Raw genomic sequence first — 21,251 nt, forward strand, 5'->3', positions numbered from 1 at the left:
CAATCCGTTCAGGCCATATGTTTGGGAGGCGGGGAGTCGGTGTCGGGAACAATGCCGGCGAGCCGGGGTGCGCGTTGCGGGCGCGATGCGGACACGAGCCCGATCGATCCGGCCGGTGGCGTCGGCTGCGCCACCGTCACCGAGAAGCAGCCATGGCAATGATGCCCGCCGATGGCCTTGTGGTCGTTGTGATCCGCCGAGCCGTCAAGCACCGCGCTGATCTCCGAGCCGCCACCGGGCGTGGTGACGTCGATGTCGTGCAGGCCATGCAGCGCTCCCGCGAGCAGGTAGACGACCGCGATCAGCACAGACAGCAGCCCGCGCCAGTTGCGCGGCCGGCATGATCCTGAGGGCTGGCGGTTCGCGAGCACGACGTCACTCTGGTTGCGGTCTGCGCCCGGCCTAGCATGGCGTTGGGAACAGTGTCGACCCGCAACATTGTTACGTTCCGGGAACAATTGCCGCAGCGCTCGCGAAGACGGCAGCTCTTCTCATTGGCGTGTGATCAAGCTCAGCCGAGCATCGGCTGCCGCTCCGCGTGCAACGTTCGGCATATCGCCGCCTTCGACCGGGACGACGGCGCGGCAGCCCGCTTCCATGGCCCGTTCCAGCCATTTGATGGCTTCATCGATCCACTGGTCGTGGTGCTCGGGATCGGCGATCGCCTTTTCCCGGAATGCATCTGCCTGATGAAGGCACGCGGTTCTGCGATCCACGCGGCTCTCCCGATCCGGAGGTTCCCGCCCCGAGCGCATCCTTGATGATCCGAGAGCCGGCGTCGTTAACATAGGACAGGAACCGGCGCACAAAAAGAAAGCCCCAGCCGGGACTTACCGGCTGAGGCTTTCGTGCTCACAAACTTCATCCTTGGGACTTGGACAGATAATCCGCATCGCGCGGGTTCGTTCCCGCTGGCTCGGTCCAATTTGGAACGTTCCTTGTTCATTGTGATTAGCGACGAGGAGAAATTGAGGAGGACGGACCATGGACGGATTGATTTATCTCATCGGCTTGATCGTGGTGGTCATGGCGATCTTGTCGTTCTTCGGCTTGCGCTGAGAGAGCGGCGATGACCATGGAAACTCTCATACGGGAAGACATCGTGGAAGGCGGCGGCGTCGCTGCCGATGAAAGGCGCATCATCCAGTGGAGCTCGGTGATCGCAGGCGCTTTGGCTGCCGGCGCAATGTCGTTCATCCTGGTCGGCTTTGGAGTCGCCGTCGGCCTGGGCGTCAGTTCAGCCTCGCCGACATGGCGCGATGCATCGGCGGCGCTGGCTTTGCTGTCGGGGCTGTATCTGATCATCCAGGCGATTATCAGCTTCGGCTTCGGCGGCTATATCGCCGGCCGGACGACGCGACCAGCCCCGGCGGTCACAACGATCGAAGACGAGGGCGAACGGCGGGACGGGCTGCATGGCCTGATGTCCTGGGCGCTCGCCGTGCTGCTTGGTGCCGCTCTGCTCGCGATGCTCGGCGCAGCTGCGATTGACCGCTCGCCGATGCGCAGTTCGGCGAGCAGTACCTCCGCCGCCGAGCCTCTGTTGAGCTACGAGCTGGATAAGCTGTTTCGCGCAGCGCGGCGGCCCCCCAACACCGACCTCAGGGAACCTCGTGCCGAAGCGGGACGCATCCTGATGACGGCGTCGAGCCACAGCGGCGTCAGCACCGATGACCGGGCCTACCTCGTGCAGCAGGTGGCCGCGTTGACGGGACTTGCAGCACCCGACTCGGAGCGACGGGTCGACACGCTGATCGCGGATTCAAGGACGGCCATCAATCGGGCGCGGCGTAACTCCATCATCGTCGCCTTCTCCGTTGCGGCAGCAACCCTGATCGGCGCTGCGGTGGCCTGGGCTGCGGCTGTTGCCGGTGGCCGGCATCGCGACGGCGCGCCGCTCCCGAACTGGATGGCGAGCTCCAACCGCTTCCATCGCTCTCCGCGTGCGATGCGGGTGCCGTAACGTGCAGGACGATGGCCGGGAGCGATCCCGGCCATATTGCCTTTTGACGAGAGGCCTAAGCCTTCTCCTCCCAGATCATGGCGAGATGGACGATCGTCTGCACCGCCTTCTCCATGTCCTGCCGGCTGACCCATTCGAGCCGGGAGTGAAATGCGTGCTCGCCGGCGAAGATGTTGGGGCAGGGCAGTCCCATGAAGGACAGGCGGGAGCCGTCGGTGCCGCCGCGGATCGCGGTGCGCATCGGGCGCAGGCCGGCGCGGCGGATCGCTTCGATGGCGTATTCAAGAATGTGCGGGTGGCGATCGATAACCTGCTTCATGTTGCGGTACTGCTCCCGCACCTCGAATGTGTAAGTCGAGCGCGGAAAATCCTTCATCACGTCCTTGACGATGTTCTCGAGCAGGATCTCCTTCTCCTTCAGCCCTTCCTCGGTGAAGTCGCGCACAATGAAGGAGAGCGTAGCCTGCTCCAGCGCACCCTCGATCCCGATCGGATGCAGAAAACCCTGCTTGCCTGATGTCGTCTCGGGCGAGCAGCCTTCCCGGGGCAGACGCTCGACGATGGCGGCGGCGATCTTGATGGCGTGCTCCATCTTGCCCTTGGCATAGCCGGGATGGGCGCTGACGCCGTTGATGGTGATGGTGGCGCCGTCCGCCGAGAAGGTCTCGTCCTCGACGCTACCCGCGCTCTCGCCGTCCATGGTGTAGCCGAAATCAGCGCCGAGCTTCTTGATGTCGACATTGTCGACGCCGCGGCCGATCTCCTCGTCCGGCGTGAACAGGATCTTGATGGTGCCGTGCTTCACTTGCGGGTTGTTGATGAAGAAATGCGCGGCATCCATGATCTCAGCCACGCCGGCCTTGTTGTCGGCACCGAGCAGCGTGGTGCCGTCGGTGGTGATGATGTCGTTGCCGATCTGGTTCTTCAGCGCCGGATGCTCGGCGAAGCGGATCACCTGGCTGGTATCGCCCGGCAGCGTGATGTCGCCGCCGCGATAGTTCTTCACCATCTGCGGCTTGACGTCGTTGCCGGTGACGTCGGGCGAAGTGTCCATGTGCGAGCAGAAGCAGATCACGGGCACCTTCTTGGTCGTGTTCGCCGGGATCGTTCCATAGACGTAGCCGTAATCATCGAGATGAGCGTCCTCGACGCCCATCTCCCTGAGCTCGGCGGCGAGCACACGGCCGAGATCTTTCTGTTTCTCGGTCGATGGCGAGGCCGGGGATTCCGGATCGGATTGGGTGTCGATGGTGACGTAGCGCAGGAAGCGCTCGGTCACGGTATGCGAAAAGGTGAGGGAGGACATTTCTGGTCAAACCGCCGGGTCAGGGGAGAGAGGCGGTATACCAGAAAAGCAGGGTGCGGTGAGGCCGGAGGAGGCTGATCAGGCTTAACGAAACGTGAGTGGTCAGATCGCCTCTTTTAGTTCCTTGACGGGGCGGAAGGCGACCTTCTTGGTGGCTTTGATGTGGATCGGCTCGCCCGTGGCGGGATTGCGGCCGGTGCGGGCGGCGCGCTTGCGGACCTGGAGGATGCCAAGGCCGACGATGCGGACGCGGTCGCCCTTCTTCAGGTGCTTGGTGATGAGTTCGACCATGTCGGTCAGAACGGCCTCGGCGCGCTTCTTCGACAGGTCCTGGCTCTCCGCAATGTCGGCGGCGAGGTGCTTGAGCGTGATGGTGGCGGGCGCGGCAGGCTTCTTCGTGGAATCCTTCTTAGCCATATCTGGCCTCCTCAATCACAGGGGCCCCGGAAAAGGCGGTAAAGGGTGGGGATCCCTCCAAGTCCTGCAAGGCCTAGACGATTCGGGCTTCGGCTGACTATGGCGCAAGTTCTCGACGGATGCCGGCGATCGCCGTCACAGCCGCGAAAGGCGTGTAGAAGTTTGTTCTAAGGCTATGAAGGAATTGCCAAAATGGCGCGAGAGACGGGGCTCGAACCCGCGACCTCCGGCGTGACAGGCCGGCGCTCTAACCAACTGAGCTACTCCCGCGTGGTTCGCTGACAGCGCGCGGAACGAGGGGGGACTTAAAGGCGGGGCTGGGTGAAGTCAAGGATGTTGCGCTTCACCGGCACATCCCGGCTAAGCATTGCTCTGGAAAACGAAAAAGGCCGCCAGGCGGCGGCCTCTGTCAGCCCCGAGCGGGGCGGTGTCAGCGGATCTCCGACGTCCCTGCGCTCGTCACCACCACCGGCTTCCCGGCCTTGATCACATGGGCGGACTGGGCGGTCTGGCTGTAATCGGCATTGGTGCGGGCTGCGATCCCGAAGCCGGCCACTGTAATTCCGGCCACCAGCGCCACCACCACGATCTTCAGATGGGTCGCACGATCAGCAGAGTGGATAGAGTGGTTCATCTGAGCCTCCCGACGGGCTTTGCCGCCGTCTATGGCTCGTCTTGTAAAGACCGTCTGTTTCCGGATGGTTTCGCGGGTTCCGCAAAATGGTTTCATTAATGCGCCCGGTTGGTTTCGCCGGGCTTGCGGCCTGTACCGGCGTCAGGCGGCCGCCCGGCCGATATCGTCCCGGATCGAGCGCGCCGCCCAGACGAACAGGAGTGCCCCCAGCGTGGTCGTGACCGCCGCCGAGAGCAGGGAATAGCGCACCGCGTCGGCGCCGTAAGCGCCCTTCAGGGCATCGTTGACCACGCCCACGGCGAGCGGGCCGAGGCCCTGGCCGAAGCAGGTGGCAGTGAGCGCGATCAGGGCGGAGGCCAGCGCCCGCATGCTCGGCTTGGCGACCGTCTGCGCGATCGCGAAGATCGGTCCGAGATGGAAGCCGACCAGGAACGAGGTCAGCGCCAGCGTGGCCACCATCAGCGCAAAGTCCTGCGTCAGCATGCACAGCGCGAACACCGGGCCGGCAAGGCCCGAGGTGATGGCGGGCGCCCACAGCTTCCAGCGGTCGTCGCGGCGGCTGATCTGCGCCACCACGAAGCCGCCGAGCAGGGTGCCGGCCATGCCGGCGAGACCCTTGAAGGTGCCGGCATAGGTGCCGATCTCCGCGCTCGACAGATGGTGCACACGCGCCAGGAACGGCGGGATCCACGCCGCGGTCGCATAGTTCGTGTAAGTGGTGAGACAGAAGCCGATCAGCACGATGATGAAGCTTCGCTGCGAGGCCAGGAAGCGCAGCGTCGGCCGGAGCGGCTCGGGCACGAAATTCTCCTGCATGGCGCCGCGCTTCGGCTCGGAGATCGTCAGCCACAGGACAACAGCAAGCAGGATGCCGGGCAGGCCCGCAACGTAGAACGCCATCCGCCAGCCATAGTGCTGGTTGACGTACCCGCCCACGAAATAGCCGAGGAATACGCCGAGATAGGTGCCGACGGCGTAGATGCCGAGCGCGCGCGGACGCTCGTTCTTGGCGAAGAGGTCGGCCACGATCGATTGCGAGGCGGGCGAGCCTGCGGATTCGCCGATGCCGACGCCGATCCTCGCCAGCGCCAACGAGGTGACGCTCGAAGCGGCGCCGCACAACGCCGTCATCGCGCTCCAGAACGCGAAGGCGGCGGCGACGATGTTGCGCCGGTTGAGCCGGTCGGCGACGCGCGCGATGGGGATGCCGAGCAGGGAGTAGAACAGCGCGAAGCCGAAGCCCGCGAGCAGGCCCATCATGGTATCGCTGAGCTGAAACTCCTTCTTGATCGGCTCGATCAGCACGTTGAAGATCGTGCGGTCGAGGAAGTTCAGCGCGTAGATGATCGTAAGCAGGCCTAGCACGTAATAGCGCCGCGCCGAGGGTTTTGCCGTCGCGGCCGTTTGCACCGACATTTGTGACGTCACATCGACCATCGCTTCCCCCAATTAGTCTTTGTTATCGTTGTCGGTCCAGCCCTGATTGGGGCTGGCAGGTCAGCCTTCGCGGATGTAATTCCCCGCTTCGAATTCGACGGGAGGCGCGCTTGCATCGAACGAGATTCCGATCGGATCGCGGCCTGCTTCCATCGCCTCGAGCTGGTCGCTCAGCATGCGTCGGATCATGAGGATGCCGCGGTCGCTCTGGCCGAAATGCTCCTCGGAATGGATGGTCTGCGGTCCTTGGCCGACCTGGGCTTCGTAATCGCCCGGAAATCGCTGATGTTCTTCCTCGGTCATGTCCCACCAGAATTTGCCGTTGAATTTCGAGCGCATGCGACCGATGTCGCCGGCGTTCTTGACGCGGCCGGCGACGTAGATGCGGAACGAGGTGTCGTCGATCGGCAGCGTCCAGCCGATCGACTCGACGCGGGCGAATTGCGCCACGCGCGGGTTTGGCACGACGCGCAAGGTGGGGAGCGCCGCCTCGGTGACGCGGTAAAACACGTTGCCGTCATCCTGCTTGCGGATCGAGCGCACGGCGATCCCGCGCGGCGTCTTGTCGAACGTCACCTCCGGCATCGATGCCATCATGTTGGTGAATTGCGGACCCGAGAACGAGCCGTGCAGCACCGGCACGTGGTAGGGATCGACCACGTTCTCGAAATGCTGGAGCCAGTTGCAGGGGATGATCGCGGGACCACCGCCGCCGATCGAGGAATCGTCGGCGTCGACGAACTCGCCGTCGTCCATGGTCTCCAGGCACTCATAGGCCGGCAGCACCGGGCGTTTCTCGGCCGGGCCCAGATAGGCGAAGATGAGCCCGTAGCGCTCCTCGACCGGATACCAGGGCTGGCGCACCTTGTCCTTGAACTGGCCGCCATCGGGCTCGCAGGGCTGCTCCAGGCAATGGCCCTCGGTGTCGAACTTCCAGCCGTGATAGCAGCAGCGGATGCCGTCCTCCTCGACCTTGCCATAATAGAGCGTGGTGCCGCGGTGGCAGCAGCGGGCGTGCAGCAGGCCGGCGCGGCCGTGCTTGTCGCGGAACAGCACCAGATCCTCGCCGAGCGCGCGGACCTTCTTCGGAGTGTCGGTTGCGTCTCTGATGAGCCCGACCGGATGCCAGTAGCGGCGGAGCAGTTCGCCCATCGGCGTGCCGCGCATGACCGAGGTGAGCTCGGTGCGGGTGTGCGCCGGCTTCATCGCATAGGCCGTTCCGAGATCGCGATCCCGCTGCGTGATGGTCATGCTGGTCCTCCCGCAATCGGCCGTACCGGCCGGGCTTTTTTGATGCCTTGTACCAAGTGAAGATTAGATCGATGACAATGTCAACGATTTCCAAATGCCTCTTGATCGCATTCGGATCCGGCTGGGGAGGTCGCGCTACCAAGACTTGGCACGCCGCGGCTTTCTTGGCAGAGGTGGACCATGAGCCAGATATCAGGCAGGGACGGGCGCACATCGTCCGATGCGGACGAAAGTCAGTCGCTGGCGCCGATCACCGTCATGCTGTCGTCGCGGCTGATGGTGCTGGCCAATTTGCTCAAGCGCGGCGCCATCCTGCGCTACAAGCGTCTCGCCGGATTGTCATCGGTCGAGTTCGGCCTGGTCGCCTCGCTTGGCCGGCGGCCGCCGATGAGCGTGGCGCGGCTCGCGGAAGCCGTCGGCCAGGACAAGGGGCAGATCAGCCGCGCGCTTGCGGAACTCGTGTCGCGCAAGCTGATCGCGAAATCGGCGAACCCGAAGGATAGCCGCGAGGTGCTGGTCTCGCTGACCGCAACGGGCCTCGCGGCGCACGATGCGATCGTCGCCGGTGCGCAGGAGCGCAATCGGCGTTTGCGCGAACATCTGAGCGAAGCCGAGTTCGAGACGCTGCTGCAGCAGGTCGATCAATTGACGGCAATCGCCGCCGAGATGCTTGAGAGCGAGAAGATTTCGCGCTGACGTTTCGGCAATCCGGGAACATGTTGGATCGCTTCCAAGACCGTTTTTAAGACTCCTTCTAAGAGGCTTTCAATTAGGGAATTCGCGCGCGCTGCCCTAAGCGTCACCGCAAGCGCATGCCGTCATGGGCCGACAGCATGTGCCATCAGAACACGCAGTTTTGGGGTTGCGCGTGAACAGTCTTGGAATGCTGCGGTCGGCCATGTTGGCGACCGCATCCGCTTGGGTTTTGCTGCCGCAGGCATCGCTTGCACAATCTCCTGCGCAGATTGGCGCGCAGAACATTCCGTCGGTGACCGTCGCCGCGCCGGAAGCGCGCCGACGAGCCATCTCCGTGCAGCGCCGTGCGCCGCGATCGTCCCAGCAGACCGCCAACCGAAACAGGCCGCAGCCGCCGCGCAATGTCGGTTTCGTCGAGACCCCGCTCGGCCCGGTGCACGGCTACGTCGCCGGCCGCAGCTCGTCCGGCACCAAGACCAACACGCCGATCATGGAGACGCCGCAGGCGGTGTCGGTGATCGGCGCGGAGCAGATTCGCGACCAGAAGGCGAACAAGCTCGACGAGGTCCTGCGCTATACTGCTGGAGTCCGCGCCGGGACCTTCGGCGCGGACACGCGCAACGACTGGTGGCTGATCCGCGGCTTTAAGTCCGACGACGTCGGACTGTTTCTCGACGGCATGCAGCTGTTCTACACCTCCTATGCGAGCTGGAAGCTCCAGACGCCCAACATGGAGCGCGTCGAGGTGCTGCGCGGTCCATCGGCCGTGCTCTATGGCGGATCGAGCCCGAGCGGCATCGTCAACGTCATCAGCAAGATGCCGCCGGCGGAGCCCGTCCGTTTCATCGAGACCGGCGTCAACAATTTCGGCAACGCCTATGTCGGCTTCGATGTTGGCGGTCCGGTCGCAACGAGCCACGAGAACGGCAAGCTGTTCTACCGCGTCGTCGGTCAGGTCCAGAACGGCCCCACGCAGGTCAATTTCACGCCGGACAACAACTACTTCATCGCGCCGTCGGTGACCTGGAAGCCGGACGCCGACACGAGGTTCACGGTACTGGCTTCAGCTTCCCGGCAGGAAACCCGTGGCATCAACTTCCTGCCCTATGAGGGCACGGTGATCAACGCTCGGTTCGGCAAGATCCCGACCAGCTTTTTCGCTGGCGATCCCAGCGTGGACAAGTTCACGCGCGAGCAGGAGATGCTGGGCTATCAGTTCGAGCGCAATCTCATCGACGATTTGACGTTCCGGCAGAATGCGCGCTTTGCCCATGTCGATGTGACCTATCGCGGCTATGTCGGCAATAATTGGGCTGACATCAACACGGCCAGTCTCGGTCGCTATAATTGGTATGCGAAGAACACCGCCAACCAGGCCAATCTCGACAATCAGCTGGAGTACCGCTTCAACACCGGCGCGGTGCGGCATACGATGCTGTTCGGGGTCGATTTGAAGGGCTACCAGATCGACGATTATCAGGCTTTCAACTTCGGCACCGTCCCTTCGATCAACGTCTTCAATCCCGCCTACGGGTTTGACATTCCGTTGACGGGCGCACCGTTCCGCAACTTCCAGATCACGCAGAAGCAGGCCGGCACCTATCTTCAGGACCAGATGAAGCTCGGCAACTTCACGCTGGTGCTGAGCGGCCGCAACGATTGGGTCGAGACGACGCAGGCTGCCCGTGATACCGGCGCCACGCTTGCCAGCCGCGACGACAGCAGGTTCAGCGGGCGCGCCGGGCTGATCTACAATTTCGACAACGGCATCGCACCCTATGTGTCCTACGCCACGAGCTACAATCCGATCATCGGCCTCAACGCGCAAAACCAGCTGTTCCTGCCGGAGACCGGCCAACAGACGGAAATCGGCGTGAAGGTCGCGCCGCGGGGATTTGACGGCTACTTCACCGCTTCGGTGTTCGACTTGAAACGTCAGCATGTGGCAACGACCGATCCGGTTTTCACGACCTTGCAGAACCAGACCGGCGAGGTGACCTCGCGCGGCATCGAGCTCGAAGCGGTGGCGAACGCCACGCGTGAGCTGAAGCTGATCGGCTCGTTCACGGCCTACCGTTTGTTCAACAGCAGGGATCTGGACCCGGCGCTGGTCGGCAAGACCCCGACCAACACGCCGGAGCTCCTGGTGTCCGGCTGGGCGGACTACACCTTCAAGGACGGGCCACTCGCGGGGTTCGGCTTCGGCGGCGGTCTCCGCTATATCGGTTCGTCGTGGGCGGATACCGCCAATACCCTCGAGGTTCCCGCGGTCGTGCTCGGCGATCTCGCGCTCCACTACGAATGGCAGAACTGGCGCACCGCGCTGAACGTGGTCAATTTGACCGACAAGATCTACGTCGCGAGCTGCGCGGCGGCGTCATCCTGCTTCTACGGCGACCGCCGGCGCGTCACCGCCAGCGTCTCCTACAAATGGTGAGGCAAATGACGAGAACAGGCGAGGGAAGGCCATCGTGAGAGCCTGACCGGCCCGTCGCCGGCTTCCACCACGAGATCGATGAGCTCGCGGGTCATGCCCCCCGGCCCGAAGCTCATGCGAGCGCGGCGCGCGACGACCCAGCCACGTCGCCGCCGCGCTCGCCACCCATTTTCCGCTGAGGCGAAGTGGGCCTCCTGCCCGACACATTCGCCAGACGAGCCCAGGTCCGATCGTGATGCATGGCTCCCGGGTCGCTCGCCCGATAATGGGCGCGCTTGCCTCGTTATAATCTGGACTTTGCAGCGTCGCGGCCTAGATAAGGTGAGCCTTCCCAACCACGGACGTCACGGCCCAGCGCGTGTGGACTGATCGGGGCGCCCTTGCTGGGGCTGTCGATCTGCTCCATACCAGCCGCGGGGTGATTCCGGGATTTCCACCGTTCTGAGGGCGACAAAGGGCCTAAAAAGAGCGTGTCTTGCGCCCATTGGTGCACTGCGCTAAGGCTCAGAACAATTCCAAACTGGACGAATCCGTGGCTGTCCCGAGGCTGCGGGAAAAAGGGCTCGTCAATGAGCGGCATTCTGCAGAACTATCTTCCACTCGTCGTCTTCATAGGGGTAGCGGGCCTCATTGGCCTGGTGCTGCTGATCGCGCCGTTCATCGTGGCGTTCCAGCAGCCGGACCCGGAAAAGCTGTCGGCGTATGAGTGCGGTTTCAACGCCTTCGACGACGCCCGCATGAAGTTCGACGTCCGCTTCTATCTCGTCGCCATCCTCTTCATCATCTTCGACCTCGAGGTGGCGTTCCTGTTTCCCTGGGCGGTGGCGTTCGGCAAGCTTGGCGCGACCGGCTTCTGGTCCATGGTGGTGTTCCTCGCCGTGCTGACGGTCGGGTTCGCCTATGAATGGAAGAAAGGCGCACTGGAATGGGATTGACCCCTACGTCGTCCGCCGGTCCGGTTCTCGCGCCGGCCCCCAAGGGCATCCTGGACCCGTCGACGGGCAAGCCGGTCGGGGCCAATGATCCGTTCTTCCTCGAGGTCAATTCGGAACTGTCCGACAAGGGCTTCTTCGTGGCCGCGACCGACGACCTCATCACCTGGGCGCGCACCGGCTCGCTGATGTGGATGACCTTCGGTCTCGCCTGCTGCGCAGTCGAAATGATGCAGGTCTCGATGCCGCGCTACGACGTCGAGCGCTTCGGCTTCGCGCCGCGCGCTTCACCGCGTCAGTCGGACGTGATGATCGTCGCGGGGACCCTGACCAACAAGATGGCGCCTGCGTTGCGCAAGGTCTACGACCAGATGCCCGAGCCGCGCTACGTCATCTCGATGGGCTCCTGCGCCAACGGCGGCGGCTATTATCACTATTCCTACTCGGTCGTGCGCGGTTGCGACCGCATCGTGCCGATCGACATCTATGTGCCGGGCTGCCCGCCCACGGCGGAAGCGCTGCTCTACGGCGTGCTGCTGCTGCAGAAGAAGATCCGCCGCACCGGCACAATCGAACGCTAAGGTTTTACGTCATGGACGACGCCAAGCTCGACGCCCTGGGGCAGACGATCGTTAGCGCCCTTCCGGGCGCCGCCATCGGTCATTCGGTGGCCTTCAACCAACTCACGGTGGATGTCGAGGTCAGCAAAATCGTCGAGGTGGTCAAGTACCTCCGCGACGACCCGAGCTGCCGCTTCATCAACTTCACCGACATCACGGCCGCGGATTATCCGTCGCGCGAAAAACGCTTCGACGTGATCTATCACTTCCTGTCACCGACCTTGAACGCGCGGATCCGGCTCAAGGCCCAGGCGGACGAGACCACGCAGGTGCCGTCGCTGATCGAGGTGTTTCCCGGGGCCGACTGGTTCGAGCGCGAAGCCTACGACCTCTATGGCGTGATCTTCGTCGGTCATCCCGACATGCGCCGCCTCCTGACCGATTACGGCTTCGAGGGTCATCCGCTGCGCAAGGACTTCCCGACCACCGGCTTCCTCGAGGTCCGCTACGACGACCAGGAGAAGCGGGTGGTGTACGAGCCGGTCAGGCTCAACCAGGAATTCCGCAAGTTCGACTTTTTGTCCCCGTGGGAGGGCGCCGACTATCCGGTCCTTCCAGGGGATGAAAAAGCAGGGCCGAAGGTCTGATCATGAACGAGCAACCCGAAGTCCTTCGCAACTTCACCATCAACTTCGGTCCGCAGCATCCGGCGGCGCACGGCGTGCTGCGCCTGGTGCTGGAGCTTGACGGCGAAGTCGTCGCCCGCGTCGACCCGCATATCGGCCTGCTTCACCGCGGCACCGAAAAGCTGATCGAGCAGAAGACCTATCTGCAGGCGATCCCTTATTTCGACCGCCTGGACTACGTCGCGCCGATGAACCAGGAGCACGCCTTCTGCATGGCTGCAGAAAAGCTGCTCGGCATCGAGGTGCCGCGCCGCGCGCAGCTGATCCGCGTGCTCTATTGCGAGATCGGCCGCATCCTGTCGCATTTGCTCAACGTCACCACGCAGGCGATGGACGTCGGCGCGCTGACCCCGCCGCTGTGGGGCTTTGAAGAGCGCGAAAAGCTGATGGTGTTCTACGAGCGCGCCTCCGGCAGTCGCATGCACGCAGCCTATTTCCGCGTCGGCGGCGTGCATCAGGACCTGCCGCAGAAGCTGGTCGACGACATCGACGCCTGGTGCGATCCGTTCCTGAAAGTGGTCGAAGATCTCGACCGGCTGCTCACCGCCAACCGCATCTTCAAGCAGCGCAACGTCGACATCGGCGTCGTGTCGCTGAAGGAAGCCTGGGAGTGGGGCTTCTCGGGCGTGATGGTGCGCGGCTCGGGCGCGGCCTGGGATCTGCGCAAGTCGCAGCCCTATGAATGCTACGCCGAGATGGATTTCGATATCCCGATCGGCAAGAACGGCGACTGCTATGACCGCTATCTGATCCGCATGGAAGAGATGCGCCAGTCCGTGCGCATCATGAAGCAGTGCATCCAGAAGCTGAACGCGGCCGACGGGAAGGGTCCCGTCGTCGTCGAGGACAACAAGGTCGCGCCGCCGCGCCGTGGCGAGATGAAGCGCTCGATGGAAGCGCTGATCCACCACTTCAAGCTCTACACCGAAGGCGTCCACGTGCCCGCCGGCGAGGTCTACGCCGCGGTCGAGGCGCCGAAGGGCGAGTTCGGCGTCTTTCTGATCTCGGACGGCACCAACAAGCCCTACAAGTGCAAGATCCGCGCGCCCGGCTTTGCGCATCTGCAGGCGATGGACCACATCTGCCGCGGTCATCTGCTCGCCGACGTCTCGGCGATCCTCGGCTCGCTCGACATCGTGTTCGGAGAGGTCGATCGGTGATGGCGCAGGCGCCGATCCAGTTTGACCGTGCCTCGGGGGCCCTTGAAGGGGCCAACCTGTGGGAGCGGACGGCTGCCTTGGCGCTGGTGACGGGATCGAAGATCTCGTCGCACTTCTCGCATATGGGCTACATCGCCTGCGCCAATCTGCTGCGCAAGACGCTGCCCGAGCGCAACATCGCGATCAAGCTCAACCCCGACGCCGTGTTCGAATTTCCCTACGGCGACGGCTATTGGAGCAAGCTGCTCAACCGCTCCTACAATTACGAGGACGAGCTGGAGCTGTTGTTCGCCGATTCCATCGACGTCGACTACACGCTGCTCGATTGCGGCGCGAATTACGGCTATTGGTCGGTGCTGGTGTCGAGCAAGCCGTTCGGCTCGCACAAGGCGATCGCGATCGAGCCGTCGGGGCAGAACTATCCGAAGCTCGCCAACAACGCCCGCATCAATGGCAGCCGCTTCGAGACCATGAAATGCGCGATCGGCGCGGCCCGTGGCACCGCGCGCCTGTCAGGCACCAAGCACGAGGCCTTCAGCATCGCCGGCGATGCGTCGGCGGGCGGCGAGGACGTGCCGGTCATTGCGCTCGACAATCTGATCGACGACGGCAAGATCGCAGGCACCGGCAAGTACCTGATCAAGCTCGACGTCGAGGGCGTCGAGATCGAGGCGATCAAGGGCGGCGCCCGGCTGCTCCAGGCCGACAGCGTCATCATGTGCGAGGAGCACGGCAGCGACCGTTCGCACGCGGTCTCGCGCTACATCCTCGAACACACCCCGCTGAAGCTGATCGTCTACGATCCCAGCACCCGACGTATGGAAACGGTGACCGAGCTGTCGATCCTCGACCGCATCAAGGTCTCCACCCACGTCGGCTACAATGTTTTCGGCACCGCAAGCGCATTCTGGCAGGACAGGATCAATGCCCTGAATGCGAAAACAGCGCGCCGCGTGCAGTGAGAGATTGAAGAGATGTCCGTTCGCCGATTAGCATCGAAGGAAGTCCAGCCCGCGAGCTTTGCGTTCACGGAGGAGAACCTCGCGTTCGCCAAGCAGCAGATCGCGAAATATCCGGCCGGACGCCAGGCTTCGGCCGTCATCGCCATCCTCTGGCGGGCGCAGGAGCAGCACGACGGCTGGGTCTCGGAAGCCGCGATCCGCGTCATCGCCGACATGCTCGACATGCCCTATATCCGCGTGCTCGAGGTCGCGACCTTCTACACGATGTTCCAGCTGGGCCCGGTCGGCAAGAAGGCCCACGTCCAGGTCTGCGGCACCACGCCGTGTCGCCTGCGCGGCGCTGAGGATCTGATCCACGTCTGCGAGCACCGCATTCATCACGAGCCCTTCCATCTCTCCAAGGACGGCAATTTCAGCTGGGAAGAGGTGGAGTGCCTCGGTGCCTGCGTGAATGCGCCGATGGTGCTGATCGGCAAGGACACATATGAGGATCTGACGAAGGAAAGCTTCGGCAAGGTGCTCGATGGCTTTGCCTCGGGCAATCCGCCCAAGCCCGGTCCGCAGAACGGCCGCCAGTTCTCGGCGCCGACCGGTGGGCCGACCACGCTGAAGGAAATCACCTGATGCGTGATCTCTTACCGCCAGTTGAAGGGAGCAGTGTTGTGAAGAAGTGGGGCTTCGTCGCAATGCATTCCGCCGTGGCGGCCACATTCATTTTCCTGCTTCAGCGCTTCGCCCTGAACGCGTCGCTGGAATCCAGTCTGCTCTGGGCGCTGACCTTCGCCGTCTGCGCCGCCGGGCTTGCCTACAAGCAAGCCAACCGTTGATCGGAAAGCACTGACATGCTCGAGGACAAGGACCGCATCTTCAAGAACCTCTACGGCCTCCACGATTGGGGCCTCGAGGGCGCGCGGCGCCGCGGCGCCTGGGATGGTACGAAGAACATCATCGACAAGGGCCGTGACTGGATCATCAACGAGATGAAGGCGTCGGGGCTGCGCGGCCGCGGTGGCGCCGGCTTCCCGACCGGCCTGAAATGGTCGTTCATGCCGAAGGAATCGACCGACGGCCGGCCGAGCTATCTCGTCGTCAACGCCGACGAATCCGAGCCCGGGACTTGCAAGGATCGCGAGATCATGCGGCACGATCCGCATCTCCTGATCGAGGGCTGCCTGATCGCGAGCTGCGCGATGAACGCGCATGCCTGCTACATCTATGTCCGCGGCGAGTTCATCCGCGAGCGCGAGCATCTCCAGGCGGCGATCGACCAGGCCTATGAGGCCAAGCTGGTCGGCAAGGATAACGTCAACGGCTGGCCGTTCGACATCTACGTCGCCCACGGCGCCGGCGCCTATATCTGCGGCGAGGAAACCGCGCTGCTCGAGAGCCTCGAAGGCAAGAAGGGCCAGCCGCGCCTGAAGCCGCCGTTCCCGGCCAATGTCGGCCTGTACGGCTGCCCGACCACCGTCAACAATGTCGAGTCGATCGCGGTTGCGCCCGACATCCTGCGCCGTGGCGCGGCATGGTTCGCCGGCATCGGTCGTCCGAACAATGTCGGCACCAAGCTGTTCTGCATCTCCGGCCATGTCGAGCGGCCCTGCAACGTCGAAGAGGCCATGGGCATTCCGTTCCGTGAGCTGATCGAGAAGCATTGCGGCGGCATCCGCGGTGGTTGGGACAACCTCAAGGCCGTGATCCCCGGCGGCTCCTCCGTGCGCATGGTGCCGGCCGAGCAGATCATCGACACGCCGATGGATTTCGACAGCTTGAGCAAGCTGCGCTCGGGTCTCGGCACCGCGGCCGTGATCGTGATGGACAAGTCGACCGATTTGATCCGCGCCATCGCCCGCATCTCCTATTTCTACAAGCATGAGAGCTGCGGCCAGTGCACGCCGTGCCGCGAAGGCACCGGCTGGATGTGGCGCGTCTTGACCCGCATGGCCGAAGGCCGCGCCCACAAGCGCGAGATCGACATGCTGCTGGAAGTCACCAAGCAGGTCGAAGGTCACACCATCTGCGCGCTCGGCGATGCGGCGGCGTGGCCGATCCAGGGCCTGATCGCGCATTTCCGTCACGAGATCGAAGCGCGCATCGACCAATATTCGCACAAGTCCGACATCGACGATATCGGCGTCCGCGATCCCGTGAACATGGTCGCGGCGGAGTAGAGAGAATGACCAAGCTCATCATCGACGGTAAAGAGATCGATGTCCCCGCCGAATACACGCTGCTCCAGGCGTGCGAAGCGGCCGGCGCCGAGATTCCGCGCTTCTGCTATCATGAGCGGCTGTCGATCGCCGGCAATTGCCGGATGTGCCTCGTCGAGGTGAAGGGCGGCCCGAAGCCGGTCGCGAGCTGCGCCTGGGGCGTGCGCGATTGCCGTCCGGGTCCCAAGGGCGAGCCGCCGGAGATCTCCACCCGTTCGCCGATGGTGAAGAAGGCGCGCGAAGGCGTGATGGAATTCCTTCTGATCAACCATCCGCTGGATTGCCCGATCTGCGATCAGGGCGGCGAGTGCGACCTCCAGGACCAGGCGATGGGCTACGGTGTCGACACCAGCCGCTTCGCCGAGAACAAGCGCGCGGTCGAGGACAAATATCTCGGCGCGCTGGTCAAGACCTCGATGAACCGCTGCATCCAGTGCACCCGCTGCGTCCGCTTCTCGGCGGAAGTGGCCGGTGCCCCCGAAATGGGTGCGACCGGCCGCGGCGAGGACATGGAGATCACGACCTATCTCGAGCACGCGCTGACCTCGGAATTGCAAGGCAATCTCGTCGACATCTGCCCGGTCGGCGCGCTGACCTCGAAGCCCTATGCTTTCGCCGCGCGCCCGTGGGAGCTCGGCAAGACCCAGTCGATCGACGTGATGGACGGCGTGGGATCCGCGATCCGCGTCGACACCCGCGGCCGCGAAGTGATGCGTATCCTGCCGCGCATCAACGAGGCCGTGAACGAGGAGTGGATCTCCGACAAGACCCGTCACGTCGTCGACGGCCTGCGCACCCAGCGTCTCGACCGGCCCTATATCCGCGAAGCCGGCAAGCTGCGCGCGGCGAACTGGCCCGAGGCCTTTGCCGCGATCGCCGCGAAAGCGGCCCGCACCGACGGCAAGCGCATCGGCGCGATCGCGGGCGACCTCGCCGGCGTCGAAGAGATGTTCGCGCTGAAGGATCTGCTGGCCAAATACGGCTCGGCCAATCTGGCGGTGCAGGGCGGCGACGCCTTCGATCCCGCGCTCGGCCGCGGCTCCTACATCTTCAATCCGACGCTCGCCGGCGTGGAGCAGGCCGATGCGCTGCTCATCATCGGCGCCAATCCGCGGAAAGAAGCGGCCGTGTTCAACGCCCGCATCCGCAAGCGCTGGCGCGCCGGCGGCTTCAAGGTCGGCGTGATCGGCGCCAAGGCCGACCTCACCTACGATTATGACCATCTCGGCGCAGGCACCGACACGCTGGGCGAGCTCGCGGCCGGCAAGCACTCCTTCATGGATGTGCTGAAGAACGCCAAGAACCCGATCATCCTGGTCGGTGCGGGCGCCGCCTCGCGCCACGACGGCGCCGCCATTCTCGCCGCCGCTGCTAAGCTCGCGCTCGATGTCGGCGCGCTCAAGGACGGCTGGAACGGCTTTGGCGTGCTGCATGAGAGCGCCTCGCGCGTCGGGGCGCTCGACATCGGCTTTGTCGCCGGTCAGGGCGGACTGAACGCGGCGCAGATGACGACGTTCGGGACGCTCGATCTGCTGTTCCTGCTCGGCGCCGACGAGATCAAGCCGTCGGACGGCACCTTCGTCGTCTATATCGGCACCCACGGCGACCGCGGCGCCCATCGCGCCGACGTGATCCTGCCGGCCGCCGCCTATACCGAGAAGTCCGCGATCTACGTCAACACCGAAGGCCGCGTGCAAATGACCGGACGGGCCGCATTCCCGCCGGGCGAGGCCCGCGAGGACTGGGCGATTATCCGCGCGCTGTCGGAGGCGCTCGGCAAGAAGCTCGGCTATGACTCGCTTTCGGCCCTGCGCCAGGCGATCTTCAAGGCGGTGCCGCATCTGATCCGTCTCGACCAGACCGAGCCCGGCTCGGCCGACCAGATCAGGAAGCTCGCGGGGAAGGGCGGCACGACGGAGAAGGCCCCGTTCAAGCCGCTTGTCGAGGACTTCTATTTGACCAACCCAATCGCGCGTGCGTCCGCCGTGATGGCGGAATGTTCGCGGCTTGCCTCCGGGCAGATGCTGACCGCAGCGGAGTGAGCCGATGGAATTCTTCGAAAGCGCATTCTGGACCGGGTTCCTCTGGCCGCTGATCATCATGATCGCGCAGAGCGTCCTGGTGCTGGTCGTTCTGCTGGTGGCGATCGCCTACATCCTGCTCGCCGACCGCAAGATCTGGGCGGCGGTGCAGATCCGCCGCGGCCCGAACGTGGTTGGTCCCTGGGGCCTGCTGCAATCCTTCGCCGACCTCCTGAAGTTCGTGCTGAAGGAGCCGATCATCCCGTCCGGCGCCAACAAGGGCGTGTTTCTTCTTGCTCCCTTGGTCTCGTGCGTGCTCGCGCTCGCGGCCTGGGCGGTGATCCCTACCAATCTCGGCTGGGTGATCTCCGACATCAACGTCGGCGTTCTCTTCATCTTCGCGATCTCGTCGCTGTCGATCTACGGCATCATCATGGCCGGCTGGTCGTCGAACTCGAAATATCCGTTCCTCGCGGCGCTGCGCTCGGCGGCGCAGATGGTGTCCTACGAGGTCTCGATCGGCTTCGTCATCATCACGGTGCTGCTCTGCGCCGGCACGCTGAACCTCTCGGCCGTGGTCGAGGCGCAGCATGTCCGCGGCCTCGCCAGCCTGATCGGGCTGCCGCAGCTCACCATCCTGAACTGGTACGTCTGGCCGCTGTTCCCGATGTTCGTGATCTTCTACGTCTCGGCGCTGGCTGAAACCAACCGCCCGCCGTTCGACCTCGTCGAAGCAGAATCCGAGCTCGTCGCCGGCTTCATGGTCGAGTACGGCTCGACGCCGTATCTTCTGTTCATGCTCGGCGAGTATGTCGCGATTGCCACGATGTGCGCGATGGCGACGATCTTGTTTCTCGGAGGCTGGCTGCCGCCGGTGGACCTGCCGCCCTTCAACTGGGTGCCGGGGATCATCTGGTTCTCGCTGAAACTGTTCTTCATGTTCTTCCTGTTCGCGATGGCCAAGGCGATCGTGCCGCGCTACCGCTACGATCAACTGATGCGCCTCGGCTGGAAAGTGTTCCTGCCGTTGTCGCTGGCGATGGTGATCGTGGTGGCCGGTGTGCTGCACTTCGCCGACATCGCGCCGAAGTGAGGGCCGTCATGGGTATCAACATCAACGCCACTGCACGCTCGCTTCTGCTGTCGGAATTCGTCTCGGCGTTCTTCCTCGCCATGCGCTATTTCTTCCAGCCGAAGCCGACGCTGAACTATCCCTTCGAGAAGGGCCCGATCTCCCCGCGCTTCCGCGGCGAGCATGCGCTGCGCCGCTATCCGAACGGAGAAGAGCGCTGCATCGCCTGCAAGCTGTGCGAAGCGGTTTGCCCGGCCCAGGCCATCACCATCGAGGCCGGTCCGCGCCGCAACGACGGCACCCGCCGCACCGTGCGCTACGACATCGACATGGTGAAGTGCATCTATTGCGGCCTCTGCCAGGAAGCCTGTCCGGTCGACGCCATCGTCGAAGGTCCGAACTTCGAGTTCGCGACCGAGACCCGCGAGGAACTGTTCTATGACAAGGCCAAGCTGCTCGCCAATGGCGACCGCTGGGAACGCGAGATCGCGAAAGCGATCGAACTCGACGCGCCGTACCGGTGAGATGAGAGCATGATCCTTCCCGCGCTGTTCTTCTATCTGTTCGCCGGCGTCTGTGTCGCCTCGGCGGTGATGGTGATTGTCTCGCGCAATCCCGTGCACTCGGTGCTGTACCTGATCCTGGCCTTCGTCAACGCCTCCGGTCTGTTCGTGTTGATGGGCGCCGAATTCCTCGCGATGATCCTGATCGTCGTCTATGTCGGTGCGGTCGCGGTCCTGTTCCTGTTCGTGATCATGATGCTCGACGTCGACTTCCTCGAGCTGCGCGAGGGCTTCATCGAATACCTGCCGGTCGGCCTCGTGATCGGCGGCATCTTCCTGTTCGAGCTGCTGCTCACGGTCGGCTTCTGGGTCATCAACCCCGGCGTCGCCAAGACGATCACGGCGGCGATCCCGACCAACGTCTCCAATACCGAGGCGCTCGGCCTGGTGCTCTATACCAAGTACATCCACTACTTCCAGCTCTCGGGCATGGTGCTGCTGGTCGCGATGATCGGCGCCATCGTGCTGACGCTGCGGCACAAGGCGAGCGTCAAGCGGCAGGACATCAACATTCAGAACGCGCGCACGCCCGAAATAGCGATGGCGATACGCAAGGTGGCGCCGGGGCAGGGGCTCCAGGACTCTGACGCGGCGGAGTGGGTGAAATGACGATCGGGCTCGGACACTATCTTGCGGTCGGCGCGATCCTGTTCACGCTCGGGATCCTCGGCATCTTCCTGAACCGCAAGAACATCATCGTCATCCTGATGTCGATCGAGCTGATCCTGCTCGCGGTCAACGTCAACCTCGTGGCGTTCTCGACCTTCCTCGGCGACATCGTCGGGCAGGTCTTCGCGCTCCTGGTGCTCACCGTCGCGGCCGCTGAAGCCGCGATCGGTCTCGCCATCCTGGTGGTCTATTTCCGCAACCGCGGCTCGATCGCGGTTGAGGACGTCAATCTGATGAAGGGCTGATCGCATGATCCGGAAAAGTGGACACCGGTTTTC

Annotated in this window: 23 protein-coding genes and 1 tRNA gene; 16 read left to right on the forward strand and 8 right to left on the reverse strand. The window is 63.8% G+C overall.

Annotated features, from left to right (window positions below; genetic code table 11):
* Positions 1 to 8: 8 nt before the first annotated feature.
* On the reverse strand, positions 9 to 371 hold the full coding sequence (locus tag BcanWU425_RS19345; RefSeq protein ID WP_085353356.1) for a hypothetical protein: 363 nt from the start codon (positions 369 to 371) through the stop codon (positions 9 to 11).
* A 120-nt stretch (positions 372 to 491) separates the two neighbouring features.
* Positions 492 to 716 (reverse strand): hypothetical protein, encoded by a 225-nt coding sequence (locus BcanWU425_RS19350; RefSeq protein ID WP_204511354.1) that lies wholly within the window; start codon positions 714 to 716, stop codon positions 492 to 494.
* Between the two features lie 353 nt (positions 717 to 1,069).
* Between BcanWU425_RS19350 and BcanWU425_RS19355 the strand changes: the two genes are divergently transcribed.
* Entirely contained in the window at positions 1,070 to 1,963 is an 894-nt protein-coding gene (locus BcanWU425_RS19355) for a hypothetical protein (protein WP_204511353.1), read from the forward strand.
* Positions 1,964 to 2,018: 55 nt separating this feature from the next.
* Here BcanWU425_RS19355 and pepT read toward each other — a convergent pair whose 3' ends face one another.
* The 6 genes from pepT to BcanWU425_RS19385 form a co-directional block, all read right to left on the reverse strand.
* Positions 2,019 to 3,269 carry a peptidase T gene (pepT, locus tag BcanWU425_RS19360; protein WP_204511352.1) on the reverse strand — a complete coding sequence of 417 codons (1,251 nt, stop codon included), beginning with the start codon at positions 3,267 to 3,269 and terminating at the stop codon, positions 2,019 to 2,021.
* 102 nt (positions 3,270 to 3,371) lie between these two features.
* Positions 3,372 to 3,686: an HU family DNA-binding protein gene (locus BcanWU425_RS19365; RefSeq protein ID WP_018455099.1), complete on the reverse strand. Its 315-nt coding sequence runs from the start codon at positions 3,684 to 3,686 to the stop codon at positions 3,372 to 3,374.
* A 193-nt stretch (positions 3,687 to 3,879) separates the two neighbouring features.
* Positions 3,880 to 3,956 (reverse strand) — tRNA-Asp (locus BcanWU425_RS19370).
* Between the two features lie 160 nt (positions 3,957 to 4,116).
* Positions 4,117 to 4,320, reverse strand: coding sequence for a hypothetical protein (locus BcanWU425_RS19375; protein ID WP_026232877.1), 204 nt, complete (start codon positions 4,318 to 4,320; stop codon positions 4,117 to 4,119).
* 141 nt (positions 4,321 to 4,461) lie between these two features.
* Positions 4,462 to 5,757, reverse strand: coding sequence for a spinster family MFS transporter (locus tag BcanWU425_RS19380; RefSeq protein WP_204511351.1), 1,296 nt, complete (start codon positions 5,755 to 5,757; stop codon positions 4,462 to 4,464).
* Between the two features lie 60 nt (positions 5,758 to 5,817).
* Entirely contained in the window at positions 5,818 to 7,008 is a 1,191-nt protein-coding gene (locus BcanWU425_RS19385; protein WP_204511350.1) for an aromatic ring-hydroxylating dioxygenase subunit alpha, read from the reverse strand.
* Between the two features lie 180 nt (positions 7,009 to 7,188).
* Between BcanWU425_RS19385 and BcanWU425_RS19390 the strand changes: the two genes are divergently transcribed.
* The 15 genes from BcanWU425_RS19390 (at position 7,189) to nuoK (ending at position 21,218) form a co-directional block, all read left to right on the forward strand.
* The gene (locus BcanWU425_RS19390) at positions 7,189 to 7,704 is read left to right on the forward strand and encodes a MarR family winged helix-turn-helix transcriptional regulator (RefSeq protein ID WP_204511349.1); all 516 of its coding nucleotides are present in this window, start codon (positions 7,189 to 7,191) and stop codon (positions 7,702 to 7,704) included.
* A gap of 187 nt (positions 7,705 to 7,891) precedes the next feature.
* On the forward strand, positions 7,892 to 10,141 hold the full coding sequence (locus BcanWU425_RS19395; protein ID WP_204513941.1) for a TonB-dependent siderophore receptor: 2,250 nt from the start codon (positions 7,892 to 7,894) through the stop codon (positions 10,139 to 10,141).
* 569 nt (positions 10,142 to 10,710) lie between these two features.
* Positions 10,711 to 11,076, forward strand: coding sequence for an NADH-quinone oxidoreductase subunit A (locus BcanWU425_RS19400; RefSeq protein WP_008136158.1), 366 nt, complete (start codon positions 10,711 to 10,713; stop codon positions 11,074 to 11,076).
* Complete coding sequence (locus tag BcanWU425_RS19405; RefSeq protein ID WP_026232875.1) at positions 11,073 to 11,654, forward strand: NuoB/complex I 20 kDa subunit family protein; 582 nt, start codon at positions 11,073 to 11,075, stop codon at positions 11,652 to 11,654. The genes BcanWU425_RS19400 and BcanWU425_RS19405 overlap by 4 nt, the downstream gene beginning before the upstream one ends.
* An 11-nt stretch (positions 11,655 to 11,665) precedes the next feature.
* Positions 11,666 to 12,280, forward strand: a complete 615-nt coding sequence (locus BcanWU425_RS19410) for an NADH-quinone oxidoreductase subunit C (RefSeq protein ID WP_085384778.1) — start codon at positions 11,666 to 11,668, stop codon at positions 12,278 to 12,280.
* Between the two features lie 2 nt (positions 12,281 to 12,282).
* On the forward strand, positions 12,283 to 13,479 hold the full coding sequence (locus BcanWU425_RS19415; RefSeq protein ID WP_018455091.1) for an NADH-quinone oxidoreductase subunit D: 1,197 nt from the start codon (positions 12,283 to 12,285) through the stop codon (positions 13,477 to 13,479).
* A complete protein-coding gene (locus tag BcanWU425_RS19420; protein ID WP_204511348.1) occupies positions 13,479 to 14,441 on the forward strand; it encodes an FkbM family methyltransferase in 963 nt (320 codons plus the stop codon). The genes BcanWU425_RS19415 and BcanWU425_RS19420 overlap by 1 nt, the downstream gene beginning before the upstream one ends.
* Before the next feature lie 12 nt (positions 14,442 to 14,453).
* On the forward strand, positions 14,454 to 15,065 hold the full coding sequence (gene nuoE / locus BcanWU425_RS19425) for an NADH-quinone oxidoreductase subunit NuoE (protein ID WP_204511347.1): 612 nt from the start codon (positions 14,454 to 14,456) through the stop codon (positions 15,063 to 15,065).
* Positions 15,065 to 15,268: a hypothetical protein gene (locus BcanWU425_RS19430; protein ID WP_204511346.1), complete on the forward strand. Its 204-nt coding sequence runs from the start codon at positions 15,065 to 15,067 to the stop codon at positions 15,266 to 15,268. Before nuoE ends, BcanWU425_RS19430 begins: the two co-directional genes overlap by 1 nt.
* A gap of 15 nt (positions 15,269 to 15,283) precedes the next feature.
* The gene (gene nuoF, locus BcanWU425_RS19435; RefSeq protein WP_018455087.1) at positions 15,284 to 16,609 is read left to right on the forward strand and encodes an NADH-quinone oxidoreductase subunit NuoF; all 1,326 of its coding nucleotides are present in this window, start codon (positions 15,284 to 15,286) and stop codon (positions 16,607 to 16,609) included.
* A gap of 5 nt (positions 16,610 to 16,614) precedes the next feature.
* Positions 16,615 to 18,690, forward strand: a complete 2,076-nt coding sequence (gene nuoG / locus BcanWU425_RS19440; RefSeq protein ID WP_018455086.1) for an NADH-quinone oxidoreductase subunit NuoG — start codon at positions 16,615 to 16,617, stop codon at positions 18,688 to 18,690.
* A gap of 4 nt (positions 18,691 to 18,694) precedes the next feature.
* Positions 18,695 to 19,762, forward strand: a complete 1,068-nt coding sequence (gene nuoH / locus BcanWU425_RS19445; protein ID WP_018455085.1) for an NADH-quinone oxidoreductase subunit NuoH — start codon at positions 18,695 to 18,697, stop codon at positions 19,760 to 19,762.
* A 14-nt stretch (positions 19,763 to 19,776) separates the two neighbouring features.
* Positions 19,777 to 20,265 (forward strand): NADH-quinone oxidoreductase subunit NuoI, encoded by a 489-nt coding sequence (gene nuoI / locus BcanWU425_RS19450; RefSeq protein WP_026232873.1) that lies wholly within the window; start codon positions 19,777 to 19,779, stop codon positions 20,263 to 20,265.
* A gap of 9 nt (positions 20,266 to 20,274) precedes the next feature.
* On the forward strand, positions 20,275 to 20,913 hold the full coding sequence (locus BcanWU425_RS19455; RefSeq protein WP_018455084.1) for an NADH-quinone oxidoreductase subunit J: 639 nt from the start codon (positions 20,275 to 20,277) through the stop codon (positions 20,911 to 20,913).
* Entirely contained in the window at positions 20,910 to 21,218 is a 309-nt protein-coding gene (gene nuoK / locus BcanWU425_RS19460) for an NADH-quinone oxidoreductase subunit NuoK (protein ID WP_007603558.1), read from the forward strand. The genes BcanWU425_RS19455 and nuoK overlap by 4 nt, the downstream gene beginning before the upstream one ends.
* The last annotated feature ends 33 nt before the right edge of the window (positions 21,219 to 21,251 follow it).

This window comes from Bradyrhizobium sp. WU425 (genome assembly GCF_021052305.1).
GTDB lineage: Bacteria > Pseudomonadota > Alphaproteobacteria > Rhizobiales > Xanthobacteraceae > Bradyrhizobium > Bradyrhizobium canariense_D.